This window comes from Lysinibacillus sp. COL-1 (assembly GCF_059814265.1).
In genome coordinates this window covers 2,338,553-2,352,412 of sequence record NZ_JCAWSJ010000004.1, presented here as the reverse complement: position 1 = coordinate 2,352,412, position 13,860 = coordinate 2,338,553, and the positions used below count along the sequence as shown (strand labels likewise).

General features: G+C 35.9%; 16 protein-coding genes. 15 read left to right on the top strand and 1 reads right to left on the bottom strand.

All coding sequences use genetic code 11. The annotated features are described in order from the left end of the window. Window positions 1–85: 85 nt before the first annotated feature. Entirely contained in the window at window positions 86–769 is a 684-nt protein-coding gene (locus AC6BKE_RS19955; protein WP_499857785.1) for a RelA/SpoT-related domain-containing protein, read from the top strand. Then, entirely contained in the window at window positions 751–1,485 is a 735-nt protein-coding gene (locus AC6BKE_RS19950) for a Panacea domain-containing protein (protein ID WP_499857784.1), read from the top strand. The genes AC6BKE_RS19955 and AC6BKE_RS19950 overlap by 19 nt, the downstream gene beginning before the upstream one ends. A gap of 87 nt (window positions 1,486–1,572) precedes the next feature. On the opposite strand, the gene AC6BKE_RS19945 is transcribed toward AC6BKE_RS19950, so the two are convergent. Further along, complete coding sequence (locus AC6BKE_RS19945; RefSeq protein ID WP_499857782.1) at window positions 1,573–2,010, bottom strand: hypothetical protein; 438 nt, start codon at window positions 2,008–2,010, stop codon at window positions 1,573–1,575. Between the two features lie 193 nt (window positions 2,011–2,203). Between AC6BKE_RS19945 and AC6BKE_RS19940 the strand changes: the two genes are divergently transcribed. The 13 genes from AC6BKE_RS19940 to AC6BKE_RS19880 all read left to right on the top strand — a co-directional run bounded on the left by AC6BKE_RS19940 (window position 2,204) and on the right by AC6BKE_RS19880 (window position 13,774). After that, window positions 2,204–2,479, top strand: coding sequence for a YolD-like family protein (locus AC6BKE_RS19940; protein WP_499857781.1), 276 nt, complete (start codon window positions 2,204–2,206; stop codon window positions 2,477–2,479). A 15-nt stretch (window positions 2,480–2,494) separates the two neighbouring features. Continuing rightward, entirely contained in the window at window positions 2,495–2,833 is a 339-nt protein-coding gene (locus AC6BKE_RS19935; RefSeq protein ID WP_499857780.1) for a YolD-like family protein, read from the top strand. A gap of 233 nt (window positions 2,834–3,066) precedes the next feature. Beyond that, on the top strand, window positions 3,067–3,354 hold the full coding sequence (locus AC6BKE_RS19930) for a hypothetical protein (protein WP_499857778.1): 288 nt from the start codon (window positions 3,067–3,069) through the stop codon (window positions 3,352–3,354). Window positions 3,355–3,444: 90 nt separating this feature from the next. Continuing rightward, window positions 3,445–3,825 (top strand): glycosyltransferase, encoded by a 381-nt coding sequence (locus AC6BKE_RS19925; RefSeq protein WP_499857776.1) that lies wholly within the window; start codon window positions 3,445–3,447, stop codon window positions 3,823–3,825. A gap of 13 nt (window positions 3,826–3,838) precedes the next feature. Further along, window positions 3,839–4,105: a hypothetical protein gene (locus tag AC6BKE_RS19920; RefSeq protein WP_499857774.1), complete on the top strand. Its 267-nt coding sequence runs from the start codon at window positions 3,839–3,841 to the stop codon at window positions 4,103–4,105. Between the two features lies 1 nt (window position 4,106). Continuing rightward, complete coding sequence (locus AC6BKE_RS19915; protein WP_499857772.1) at window positions 4,107–6,620, top strand: ATP-binding protein; 2,514 nt, start codon at window positions 4,107–4,109, stop codon at window positions 6,618–6,620. Between the two features lie 642 nt (window positions 6,621–7,262). Beyond that, a complete protein-coding gene (locus tag AC6BKE_RS19910) occupies window positions 7,263–7,583 on the top strand; it encodes a hypothetical protein (protein ID WP_499857771.1) in 321 nt (106 codons plus the stop codon). A 297-nt stretch (window positions 7,584–7,880) separates the two neighbouring features. Continuing rightward, window positions 7,881–8,306 carry an acyl-CoA thioesterase gene (locus AC6BKE_RS19905; protein WP_499857770.1) on the top strand — a complete coding sequence of 142 codons (426 nt, stop codon included), beginning with the start codon at window positions 7,881–7,883 and terminating at the stop codon, window positions 8,304–8,306. An 11-nt stretch (window positions 8,307–8,317) separates the two neighbouring features. Further along, window positions 8,318–8,692: a DUF423 domain-containing protein gene (locus AC6BKE_RS19900; protein ID WP_499857769.1), complete on the top strand. Its 375-nt coding sequence runs from the start codon at window positions 8,318–8,320 to the stop codon at window positions 8,690–8,692. Between the two features lie 160 nt (window positions 8,693–8,852). After that, window positions 8,853–10,169 (top strand): SPFH domain-containing protein, encoded by a 1,317-nt coding sequence (locus tag AC6BKE_RS19895; protein WP_036117057.1) that lies wholly within the window; start codon window positions 8,853–8,855, stop codon window positions 10,167–10,169. A 14-nt stretch (window positions 10,170–10,183) separates the two neighbouring features. Further along, complete coding sequence (locus AC6BKE_RS19890; RefSeq protein WP_058843669.1) at window positions 10,184–11,287, top strand: TFIIB-type zinc ribbon-containing protein; 1,104 nt, start codon at window positions 10,184–10,186, stop codon at window positions 11,285–11,287. Between the two features lie 536 nt (window positions 11,288–11,823). Beyond that, the gene (locus AC6BKE_RS19885) at window positions 11,824–13,029 is read left to right on the top strand and encodes an EAL-associated domain-containing protein (RefSeq protein WP_036117053.1); all 1,206 of its coding nucleotides are present in this window, start codon (window positions 11,824–11,826) and stop codon (window positions 13,027–13,029) included. A 559-nt stretch (window positions 13,030–13,588) separates the two neighbouring features. Next, window positions 13,589–13,774 carry a hypothetical protein gene (locus AC6BKE_RS19880; protein ID WP_058843670.1) on the top strand — a complete coding sequence of 62 codons (186 nt, stop codon included), beginning with the start codon at window positions 13,589–13,591 and terminating at the stop codon, window positions 13,772–13,774. Window positions 13,775–13,860: the final 86 nt, after the last annotated feature.

The following is a 13,860-nucleotide window of genomic DNA, read 5'->3' as shown; positions in this document are numbered from 1 at the left end:
TTTCTTGGGCTTTTTTTTATTTGCTCAAAAAGGTAAAATAGTAATAGTTTGTTTTGCCTAATATAAAAAAGGTGTTGAAAATATTATGGTATTAATATCGAGCGAACAGTCTATAATAGCTATTGTAGATCAAATAAGTCAAATGCACATAAGATTTTCCGAAGCATGGATTTCGTCACAAAAAGGGTCGAATGTTTACAACTTGAAAAGAAAGCAAATAAGGCATGTGTGTGATACAAAAGGCGTAGAACTAGGATTTATAAAGTATATTAATGATTACTGTGATTTATTGATTGAAGTTCAATTAGATGATTCATACGATACTCTAAGTGAACAGATAGAAATAACTTCAAGAATTAAAAATCCAGATTCAAGAATGTCAAAAATTTTACACTATAGACATAACAAACAAGAACTAGGTGCAGTCAATATAAATAAGTGTTTAAACGACCTATTGGGTTTTAGAATATGGATGGATGATTTCGAACACAGTGATGAAATGGTTCGTAAGCTAAATAATTTGCTTGAAAAATACAATGTAAAAGTACATAATTCAAGTAAGAACAATTATAAGGCAACACATATTTATTTCAGTAGTGGGGATAATAAGTATTTTCCATGGGAACTACAGATTTGGAATAGGGCAGATCATCATACAAATGATGAATCCCACGCTGAACATAAACAAGATTATACAAAATGGCCAGGAATCTATAAAGATTCTCAAAATATGAAGGAGGAGGAGAAGGAATGTACAAACATTTCATAGCAATTTCTAGTGTCTATTCAAAAGGTGTACGTATTGCTTGGCATTATAGTGAGGAAACCTTTGACAATGAAGTTATGAAAGACTTTTTAAAGAAATTTAAAAAGAAACATGGTGACCTTCAATTAGGTATACATCGTTTTTCTACTTCTTCTCCTGAATGGAATTCTGTAATTGAAGTTGATACTTATTTTAAAGATGTTATTTTAGTTCAAGATCCTAATGTTTTTATAGATATCGCTGGTAAAGATAGAGATTTAACTGCTATAGATATTGCTAAGTATGTATTAACTTTATTGCCAACGACACAATTGAAGTTACAAAAGTTAGTTTATTTAATATACGAGAAACACTTAGTAAATACAGGAGTTCCTTTATTTAATGAACCGATTTTGGCATGGAAACATGGGCCTGTGACAAAATCTCTTTATGAAGAATTCCGAGAGTATGGATCCAGTACAATACCATACGAAGAAGATGATACTGTAATTATCACCTCAAAGGAAATTGCGGTAAACCCGTCTTATATGAGAATATTTTCATCAGAGTGTGGTTTAACCGCATTAGATGTTATTCATGATATTATCGATAAATATGAATACCATTCTGCATGGGATTTAGTTAATCTAACTCATCGTCCTGGTTCACCGTGGGCTAGAGTTTTTAAACCAGGGGTTAATTCAGTTATCAGCGATGAAATTATTTTGGCAAACGCATAGAAACTTTAAGAGTAAGTTCACTTTAAGAGTGAACTTACTCTTTTCTTTTGCTTAAAAGATTAAACACAACAAAATGTCTTTAGCTTATTATTCATTAATTGAATTAAGTGTTTTAGACATCTGTAGTAAAAAGTTAAACTTGTTAAAGGAATCGCGATCCAAACCACTTAATTCCACGATTTCTACTGTTTCAAAATCTGCACGAAACTCTTCTAAATACTCGATTATAATATTATACTCTTTTCTATTCAAAAAGTCTGATAAAGTTGAAGACCCATCTCCATCCATATCATGTGTACTCAAGTAAGATTTGTGTATAAATTGACCACGTCCACTCTTCTTGATTTCATCAGTCTCTTTATGAAGTTTCCAAACGGTTCCGTGAATTGTGTTTCTAGGGAAGTCAGGGAATATACCCTCAAGTAGTTCCATTAAATCACTATACTTTTTACCAGCAGCACCAGCTTGACTGAGAATGTTAATTGAAGCCTGAATGATTTGTTCTTTTTTACTTAATGTCGTCATTTAAAACACCTCTTCTTAGTATTTGTTTTCATTGTACTTTACTTTATAATGTTGGTCAATATAAAAATAATATTATTTATAAAAGTATACTTTTTAACAGAGATTTCATTTTTCCTGTAATTTACTCTTGTCAAAACAAAAACGTTTGTTCTACTATAGAAACGAACGAACGTTCTTAAGAGGAGTGGCTAAAGTGGCAGCTAAAACAAAAACGCCTACTAAAAAGAAAGAACCAAAGCACATGGATCGAGACGAATTTGACTTAGAAGAAATAGCAAATGCATTAACTGAAGCAATGGAAGAAAAGCAGACCAAAGCTTTTACCATCTATAAGCACGATGAGCTTTTAGAAGGTATGGTCACAAACATGGATGTAAACACTAAGCTAATTCACATCAAAGATAAATACTTTAATGTTCACAAAGTACATTTTTTAGATATTTTGAGTATTTCTGATACCGAATTCTAGTGGAGAGTGATTGTATTGATACATGACCGTGGAGATATTAAATGGACATCGTTGATGCTGCCTGAACACTTGGTTCAGTTGAAGGAGTGGAAAAAAGAGCAATTTTATGATGAAAGACGTGACTTAACAGAGTGGGAATTAGAAGAGATAGAACAAATCATACAAAGAGCATTTAAGTTAAGAAAACTCGTTAGGCTAACGTTGTGGGATAATCACAAGTTGTATGATGAAGTAGGGAAGATCACTGGCAAAGATATCTACAAAAAGGAATTACTATTAGATACTGACTTTTCAATAAAGCGTATTACATTCGATCGCATACAAAAAGCATCGCTGGTTGACGAGGATGATTAAGCCTGAACAACGTCAATTTTTACCCAAATAAAAGTAGAATTTTAGATAAAGAATAATGTTGATAAAAGACATTTGTAAATTGTTCGTTTGGACAGACATTATTATTAATATACGAGCATAAGCTATATAGCAGCAAGCGCTATTAGCTTTCATGACATGGCGGACTCAATATCCGTCATTTTTTATGTATAATACGCTAATATCGCTCATATCGTTAGTGAGGAGTGGTAGTCATGGAAAAGAACAGATTTTCAAAACCTGTAGCCTTTAACCGTAACAATGAATCAGATAAGAAAATTTTAGACCACGTAAAGAGACGGAATTTTTCTGGCTATGTAAAAAAATTAATACTTGCAGACATAGCTCTAAAAGAAGCAACAAAGGTAACATCTAAAAAAAACAAAAACGAGCAAGTATCATCGCTTGAAACAGCAGAAGAAAAGCTTGCTCGTATGCAGGAACAATTAAAGAAACGCACCGATAATGTGAGTGGCAATACCGACAGCAGCGCCGATTCCTAGTCCAATTACAAAAGGCATTTTATCCGTCCTCTCAATGTTTTGTTGTTAGTTTTACCATGAGGTGAATAATAAATACATGGAGGCGATTAGATGATTTTAAACCCTGCTTATGATTTTTTGAAAGAAGATTATAAGAATCCGAACTTGACTCAGGTGCTAGTTGAAATCGATGAAATTAAAAAGAAATCATCCTTTATAATGCCTAAACTAATCACATTATCAATTCCAACTTCTGTTGTGACATCACCCATCACTGTGTTTGCTGCTACAACGGATAGTACATTCAAAAATGTGTATGATGCAGTGATGAACATATTTGATGCGGGAGTAGTACTAGTAATCATTTTTGCAGGAGCTGCATGGACACTAGGACATCGTTCAAAAGCTATCGAGTTGTTGATTGGCGTATGTTGTGGCTACCTACTTGCTCGCCATGCTGTTGATATTAGAGACTTCCTAAAATCAATATAGAAGGGATGGAGTAATGAATTTCATCGATAAATGGATTGAAGAAGCAGATCGTAAATTAATTGCTCATATTAAAGAGTCTGCATCTGAAACGGTTACAAGTGTAATAAGTACATCATGGGATTGGTTTGTAGGGGTTTTACCAGATTTAATTGGATATTCAACTTTAGCTACAGGTGCAGCAGTTATTGTTTGTACAGCAGCAGGGCAAGGTATGATAAAACCTTTAGGGGTGTATTCATGCGTATTAATTGCATCTCTTTGTGTATTGGCAGGTGCTTGATATGACAATGTACTATCCAGCTGTGATAAATGAATATTTGCCAGCGTTACGTGAGGAGACGTCTAAATCTGTATTTACATTCAAAAACCTAAAAAATAAGTTGAAAGTGTCAAATTATTTTGAGTATGTGCGGAATAATATGATTGTATATCGCATTATTCCGCATGCAAATGTCACTAATAACAATAAGCGCTTGTGGCGGGCCTTGCATAAAATGTATGAGATGTATGAAAAGCCCGGATCACGCCTTGAAAGAGAAGGTCTCAAATTCAGATTCCGAGAAAAGGATTTGTTTTGGTTTGAAGTACTATTCAAACAACGAAACGGGAAGAAGATTATAGAATTTTATGTCGCGACAAGTGAATTTCAGGCTCAAAAATTAAAAAGAAAAATTGAAAATAAAATGAGTGTTACATTTGCTGAAGCAACTATGGATGATATACATATACCGATCGAAAATACAATAGTCCAAGAATTACGATACTTAAAGCATGACATATTTAGTTTAAATAGCAATTCGAATGATGTGAAAACACCAATATCAAACATATTAAACGTAATCGAAGAACTTCAATATGATGGTGATACAGCTCGTTTAAGCATCTGTAACGAAGTGGAGAATCGCAACAAATGGGTGAAAAATGCTCAATGGACGTATGAAAAAGCAACTAAAGGGAAAGTACCTCAAAGAGCTACAGTGAATAGTAAACGTATTGGCAACGCATTTAAATCAGGTGCTAGTGCTCTTATTAATGAGATAAACGATTTAATCACAGACATCTTCCAAGCATTCAATAATTCATTTTTAAAATCAGATAAAAAGATTGAAAAGAAAGATGTGATAACTAAAGCTCATTCTTTAGAGGATGAAATAGGTACGACTCACATGAACCGAGAGAAAGGTAACTTACCTGTTTTTCGTTCTCATATACGTGTAGCTTCTCACTCTGCCGATAGATTGACACGAGACAGCGTGGCTGAATCTATCTCGCTTGCTTTGCAAGATTTAGCAGAAACGAATGAGCTGCACAACGTGAAAGTATCAGCAAAGAAAAAACGAGCAAAAATCATTGATGAAATGAACTTTTTAAAGCTCAATACTACAACTCGTCATGATCCAAATGTTAATTTAGTGAGTACAGATGAAATGAGCAAACTGGCGATGATGATGCCCAATAAAGAGTTGCAAAGGAAGTATGCTGACGCTTTAAACACTAAAAGGCAGGTTGAGGTAGATATCCCCAAAGCTATGCAAGATCAAAATGGCATACATTTGGGGGTAGCAGAAGTTAAGGACTCTAAAATAGATGTTTTCATGCCTGTCTCCAATCCAGATGAATTTTATCGCGGCTATACCTTTATAGGCGGGCAAGGTGCAGGGAAAGACACAGCTATTATAAATTGGATAGTAGATTGCAACACTAAATATAACATTAGCTTTGTCATTCCAGACGCCATCAACGAGGATGGCAGAGGTATGGCAGATAGCGCGCGCGATTTATTACCAGCAGACCGAATCATAGATATTGATCTTTCAGATGATGAATATAAAGTACCTATGGATTTAACAGAGGTTATCAAGAAGCTTGGTCGTAACGGGGCTTCTCGTTTCGCGGATGAGATGATAGACTTCATGCAGATTGACGGACTCACAAGGTCTCAAAAGTATTTGAAAGCAGCTGCCAAAGCCGCAGGAGGTTCACTATACAAAATCAAACAAATAATTGAGGATGAAGATTTTAGAATAGATGTCATTGCACAGCTCATTGATTCTGGCAATCAACGCCTAGCAAAAGAATTAATGTCCTGGGGCACAAATGATACATTAGGCAGTAAAGCCGATGCCATTCTTAATCGACTTGATCAATTCTTCGGGAATGATGTGTTATATGATACTTTTGCCCAAGATCCACTTGAGAGTGTAGATTTCTCGCAGTGGATGCAGGAAGGCAAGGTGATAATACTACGTATTCCGAATCGAAAATTAGGTGAGTTAGCAACCAAAACACTGGTGCACTGGGTTACACTTAAAACATTTATGACTCGTATGTTAATGACGAAAGAAGAGAAGAAAAATGGCTGTTTCGTGATTTTTAATGAACCAGAACAGTACCAAACAGATGGGCTAAGTAAATTAATGGGGCGCATTAGCACAGAGGGCAGAAAAGAACGTCTTGGCAGTTTATATGCATTCCATCATTGGAATAAGTTATCCCCGTCATTACAAGAAAACTTACAAGGTGGAGGAGTACAACAATTCCTATTTATGAATGATCATACGAAAACATTTGATTTATCTAAGCATCGGTTCGAAGATACTATACCAATAGAAGAAGCACATAAATTGCCTGCCTATCATGCAATTGTGAGCGTTCGAACATCAGGAGAACTACAACCAGCATTTATTTGTAAAATGGCACCTCCAAGAAAGAAAATATATAATAATGTCGATTTAACCAAATTGCATACCAAACAGTTCGGCAGACTTTGGATTGAATTGCAGGAATTGATATAAATAGGCCACTCGTTAGATGATTCGAGTGGCTATTTGTAATCTGTTTATATTTAACATGTATATTTTATTAATGTCGATTAGTTTTAAAAATGCAAATAATTCGAATACTAAAGTATGGACATCGAGACATTACAACTTTTAGCTATTTATTATTTTGATCGTATCCGTACGAGATGTGTATTTCTCAAAATCTATTCTTATATGGAGGAGGAAGGAAATTTTGCTTTTTATGGGTTATATAAATGCAAAAGAAGAGTGGTGGTAAAAAAAGTAATATTAACACCTAATGGGAAATTAGTTGGCGTCTTTTCGCTTTGAAAACAAGAAAATTGTCGAACGGTGTAAGAACTGTACAAATATTTTTCAATTGGTCGGGAAACCCATTTAAATTTAATGCTTCCAATGCTACCATAAATGTAACAATTATTAAGGCTATAGGAGTCATTAATAATAAAATACAGGGGGTGCTAAAGAATCACTGGTATTAATTAAGAGAAAATAAAAAAACACATCCCAAGCAGCAACTTGAGATGTGGAAAATTACGAGTGACATTCACTTTCATTCACTCACTAACCAAAATTAATTATAACTAAAAACAATTGTGATTTAAAGTGAATGTCCTCATTTTATGGAGGTAATATATGGAAAATACAATTGAAACAGCATTTAAAGAAATTTTAGAAGAACAAATTCATGAAGTAGCGTACAGAAAATGCATTAATGATCCCGAATATCAAATTGCTAATACAAATGCAATTACTTTAATGGATATGTTAAAAAGAGTATTGTCAAATGATGAACAAAGAAAATTATTAGACGAACTAGAAAGTGCTATGTTTATAGTAGAGTCATTTTTTTTGGAATACAGCTATCGTCAAGGGTTGCAAGATAGCGAATTGATACATAAAGAATTGAACTCTTTTGGGATTGATGTAATGAAAAAAATAAGTTGCATATTGTAGAATAAATTAAACACCTATATAGAATGGTAATCAAAAAGTCACTCAAAAAAATGAGCGACTTTTTTTATTGCACCTGCCCGGTGTGTATTTTTGTGTACCCCAGTGTACCCCAATTTGTACCCCAATTAATCGGGGTACAACGGGTAAAAACGGAAACCAACATTCTTTACCAAATATATTTCCGAATTTAATTTCAAAATTTTGTAAAATTAGATTTTTAAACTTTTTCTAATCGCTAGAGCAAAAACCCCGCCAAATCAATACTTTTACGCTATAATGTAGGACGAGGTGAAGAAAATGTTTGTGAGTGAAAAACAGATTGAGATTCGATATGCGGAGACCGACCAAATGGGCGTGGTGTACCATGCAAACTACATCATTTGGATGGAGATTGGGCGTTCGCAGCTGGTGAATGATGTAGGTTTTGAGTATGCTGCTTTAGAAAAAGATGGCTATGTTTCCCCAGTAATGGATTTGTCGATTTCGTATAAGGCCGCCATGCATTATGGACAAGTAGCGACAGTACGTACTTGGTTGGAGAAGCATGATCGTTTACGAACAACCTATAGCTATGAAATTTTACATGAGGATGGCACGGTGGCAGCCACAGCTCAATCCGTACATATTCTTGCGCATAAGGATACATTGCGCCCGGTCTCTTTAAGTAAAATTGATCCTGCTTGGGATGCCAAATATAAAGAAATTGCTGTTGAGGCAAAATAGGAGAGCAACAGATGGAAATGTTTTTAGTGTTAGGTGCGATTTTGGCAGGTCTTGGTGTTATTTTAGGTGCTTTCGGGGCACATGCACTGAAGGATAAGTTTGCTTCACTGCATTATGCAGCGATTTGGGAAACGGCTGTGCAATATCAGATGTATCATGCTTTAGGGATTATGGGGCTAGGTATTCTCTCTAATGAGGCACTTTTAGGAAGCTCTAGTCTGCTTTCTTGGGCAGTATATTTGATGTTTACAGGGATTGTTTTCTTTTCTGGTAGCTTATATGTGCTTGCCGTGACAGGTGTGAAAAAGCTAGGGGCGATTACACCAATTGGCGGAATGTTATTTATCGTCGCATGGGTGCTTGTTATAATAGCTGCCTTATCCTAATAACGAAAATGTAACGAGACAGCTCTTATGATTCATTTCATAGAGGCTGCTCGTTTTTTATTATACGAAGAAAATGAAACAATTTGTCTTATTTTGCGTATTACATAGTATTGATAGATGATAAAATAAGCTAAACATTAATATGAAGGTGGGAAAAATTATGGGTTTATTAAAAGCAGGAGTTGGGGCATTAACAGGCGTCTTAGAGGATCAATGGCGTGAGTATTTCTATTGTGAGGCATTATCTGCAGATGTTCTTGTAACAAAGGGTGTGAAACGTACTTCTAAACGAGGTTCAAATAAAGGCAATGACAATATCATTAGCAATGGCTCGATTATTGCCATCAATGAAGGGCAATGTATGATGATTGTTGAGCAGGGGAAAGTTGTTGAATTTTCTTCAGAGGCTGGAGAATATGTTTATGATACGTCAACAGAACCATCAATAATGTTTGATTCAGATTTGTCGCAAGGTATTCTGGAAACGTTTAAGCAAATAGGCAAGCGTTTCACTTTTGGAGGAGAGCCTGCGAAAGATCAGCGAGTTTACTATTTTAATAAGAAGGAAATTGTAGGGAACAAATATGGAACACCTGCACCCATTCCATTCCGTGTCATCGATCGCAATATTGGTTTAGATATTGACATTGCAATTCGCTGTCACGGGGAATATTCATATAAAATTATTGATCCATTATTATTCTATACAAATGTTTGTGGCAATGTAGAGCATGAATTCACAAGAGTAGCAATTGATAGCCAGTTAAAATCGGAATTAATGACAGCATTACAGCCTGCTTTCGCGCAAATTTCAGCAAGTGGCGTTCGTTATAGTGAAATACCTGCTCATACAGTTGCTTTAGCAGATGCACTCAATAAGGTATTATCAGAAAAATGGCTTGCAACACGTGGCTTGGCTGTTGTGTCATTTGGTATCAGTACGCTCAAGGCTTCTGATGAAGATGAAGCCATGATTAAACAGCTACAACGTAGTGCCGTTATGCGTGATCCAGGCATGGCAGCTGCCCATTTAACGGGTGCGCAGGCAGAGGCTATGATTGCAGCTGCTAACAATGAGGGCGGTGCGATGGCAGGATTTATGGGCATGAATATGGCCGCACAAGCTGGTGGCGTCAATGCTAGTCAGCTTTATCAAATAAATGAGCAAAATAAGCAAGCTGCGATGCAAAATCAAGCAACGAAAGCAACTGATACATGGACTTGTGCATGTGGTCATGAAAACACGGGGAAATTCTGTTCAGAGTGTGGTGCGGCAAAACCAGCGGAAGAAGGCTGGGCATGTACTTGTGGTGCGGTCAATAAAGGTAAATTCTGTAGTGAGTGTGGGGCAAAAAAACCAGCTGGCGCTTTACTTTATGTATGTGATAAATGTGGATGGACACCAGAGGACCCAGTGAATCCGCCTAAATTCTGTCCAGAATGTGGCGATGTTTTTGATGAGAATGACGTCAAGTAAGGAGATGAAGACTGATGTCAACGCAAGATGTTGAAAATGTCAAACAAGTGCAGCTTGACTTTGATGCGGAATGTCCGTCATGTAGCGCATCAATTGAATTTAATCCTTCCACGGGTAAACTGACTTGTCCGTATTGTGGCTTTGAGACTGAAATAGCAACGCCTGATCAGGAGGAACAAAAAGTTGCCCAGGAAATGGACTTCTTCAACGCAGAAGAACGTGGAAATTTCAATTGGGGCGTGGAGAAAAAAACGGTCATTTGTAAAGCCTGTGCTGCTGAAACGATATATGATGCTCTACAGGTTGCAGATAGTTGCCCTTACTGTGGTTCCAATCAGGTTATGGAGGCTAGCGCTGAAAATACACTTGCACCGAATGGGGTATGTGCTTTTGAAGTAACAGATAAGCAAGCAGGAGAACATTTTCAAAAATGGATTAAAGGCAGATGGTTTACACCGAAAGCTGCTAAAACTAGTGCAAGACCCGATGCTTTTAAAGGAGTATATCTTCCATATTGGACATTTGACTCCAAAACAAGCTCTAGATATTCTGCTAGATATGGACGTCATCGAACGGTTACTGATAAAGATGGGAAAACGCACACGGAAACCGATTGGTATTCAACAAGTGGCTTTTATCAGGAGTTTATCGATGATCACTTAGTCAGTGCAACGACCCGATATGATCGCGACATGATGCGCAAGATTGAACCTTTTAACCTTTTAAATAATAAAGCCTATAAACCAGAATATGTAGCTGGATTTTTATCAGAGCGTTACAGTATCGGCTTGCAGGATGGATGGAGCCAAGCAAAAAATGAAATCCATGATCATCTCCATGCACAAATTACGTCCAAAATTCGTTGGGAAAATCGTGCGGATGTAGTATCAAATTTACGCTTTTCCACAAATCATGATGATATTACATACAAATATTTAATGTTACCGATTTGGCTATCCTCCTTCCGCTATAAGGAAAAGATTTATCGCTTTATGGTGAACGGACAAACGGGGCGAGTAGGCGGCAATGCGCCAATTTCACCACTTCGCGTAACCATAGCTGTTCTGTTATCGTTAATGGTACTAGCAATCATTTGGTATTTCTTCCTGTCTGAATAATGATGAGCAGCACTCCAATTTGGAATGCTGCTTTTTTTCATCCCTGACTTCTGGGCGACAGACTGTTTAGATTTTTCGAGCAGATGGGCTATTGGACATAGATTTTTTTACAATAAGTATTGAAGGTTGAAATAACATAAAATTGTCCTGAATTGCTGGGTAAATGACTGATTTATTTAGTATAGATAGGGTTATTATCATGTATTGTCATGGCTGTTTCCGCGGTATGCTGCATACGTTATAGTGAGAGTACAGCCTTGAAAAAATGTTTTACTGGTTTAAAAATGATCAGATAGTAGAGAAAGCAACCTATTCTGTCTGAAAGTCGTTAGAAATGGTGAAAATCAAACACTGGTTAAAGCGAAGAAAAGGCAAAAATTTAGGTTAGATTTTCCATTAATTATGATAAGTGAAGTTGCGATTTTACTTTAAACCACTTATTATACAGTCAGAGAGCATTTTTTAAGCTATTAATGCACTATATAATGTTATTTTTGAATAACAATAAGAAGTTATTCATAATGGAGGTTTCGATGATGGACGCAATTGAAGTGTTAACAAATTTAGATCAAATACATGGGTATTATCAACCGATATTTAGCGCAGACGCGCATACGGTGATTGCCTACGAAATTTCCGGACATCTCCAAATTGAAGGGCAACAAATTAATTTAAAGGATTTCGTCAATAATGAAGATATTCCAGAAGAATATCGAATTGATATGGAGCATAAAATTTTACATGCGGCATTAGCCAAAATTGATGAGATTGCATCTGATATAGATATTTACATTCCAAGTAATCCAAATTTACTAATGCAAGATTTTGGTGAAAGTCATTTTAATATTATCCAACAATATATAGCTGAAGAGGATTTACGCCGTATCGTACTGGTTGTATCAGAGCACCGTTTTTTAGGAGATATAAATAAATTACACCACGCCCTGCGTTATTTTACGACTTTTGGGGTGAAAACCGCTGTGCAGGAAGTTGGAGCAGAAAGTCATTTAGAGCATATTGCTTTATTGGCACCTCATATTTTAAAGGTTAATACACGTGATTTAAATTATGATTCTTGGTCAGCTCAATCGGACATGATTTCCGCTATTGGTAGCCTTGCCTATAAAATTGGTGCCAATCTTTTATTTGAAGATATCGAAACGGTGTACCAGCTACAATTTGCCTGGAAAAACGGCGGTAGATTTTATCAAGGTCCGTACCTAGCGAATCCAGCAATGACCTTTGTCGATAAAGATGTGTTAAAGGAACGCTTTAAAAAGGAATGCCAGCAATTCATTACTTCTGAAAAGAAAATGCTAGAGGCGCAATATGTGCAGTTGAAAAAATTAAGAGAGGAATTAGAGGCAATTGTTCACCGTGTGAAACCAACGAGCGACAATGTATCCCAGCTAGAATATCTTGCCGAGTTATTGGATAATTACTCTTTCCGACTCTATATATGTAATGAGGATGGTTTCCAATTAACACCTAATATTATGCGAATTGATGGTAACTGGGAAGTACAGCCAAGAGCCATTAATAAAAACTGGAGCTGGCGCCCATACTTCCTCCAAACAATTATTAAAATGCGGAATGATCAAAGTGGGGAAATCTCAGAATTATACCGTGATATTGAAACAGGGGAAATTACTAGAACATTCTCCATCGCCATCAACGAACATGAATATTTGTTTGTTGACCTTTCCTATGACTATCTTTATGAGCACAGTATTTTTAGGTAAGCCTAGAAATGCTTACCTATCAAGGGTTATGGGGCGTAACTTATGATTGTACTCCAAAGTTGAAGATTAAAGTGATTTATCCGAATTGAACTTAACCTTTACGAGTAGTTCTCTTAAAGAAGGTTTTCATGAATTTATGCCATAGACTTTTGTTAACTTACAAAGCTTTCATCTTAGGATGGAGGCTTTTTATGTGGAAATATATCCTATGTCATTTTAAATGGTCAGATCAAGTGAAAATAGGTGATGTATTAATGGGAAGTGTAGAAAATGAAATATTCGTGATAAAGTAATGTTGTACTAAAGTATCTGTTGCATCTTTAAAGTTGTTCTTGCGATTATGAGTGATAATGGTGTAATATAGCTTCAACAAATAACCCGAGCTTTGACATGAAAAAATTTAAAACGTTTATTGATAAAGCATTTAAATGGCCAGATACACGTCAAAAAATAATAAAACTTCATCAGATGCCCGAGGATTTTGCAGTTCCACATAATTCCCCTGAATTTAACTATTTTAAAGTTATTATTCAAGTTATAAACAAAAAGGACGGATGTAATGAAATATAATAAAACAACAATGCTAAAGCTTATCAATGAACATCGAGCGTTGCATGATGAATTAAAAAAGCTAAAATCTGAAATGGGTTTAGAGAAAAACTTCGCAGTAAAGGCATTGTATCATTCATTTGTTGCAGAGGAAGGTCCTTACATGAAAGAATACCAGGATTTAGAGCGATTATAATAAATCATGGTACCTCTAAAAATGGTTGGGAAAATAAGGGTAATCCTTAGTTTAATTTAGTGGAGCATCATTCAAGTAAGGAATGA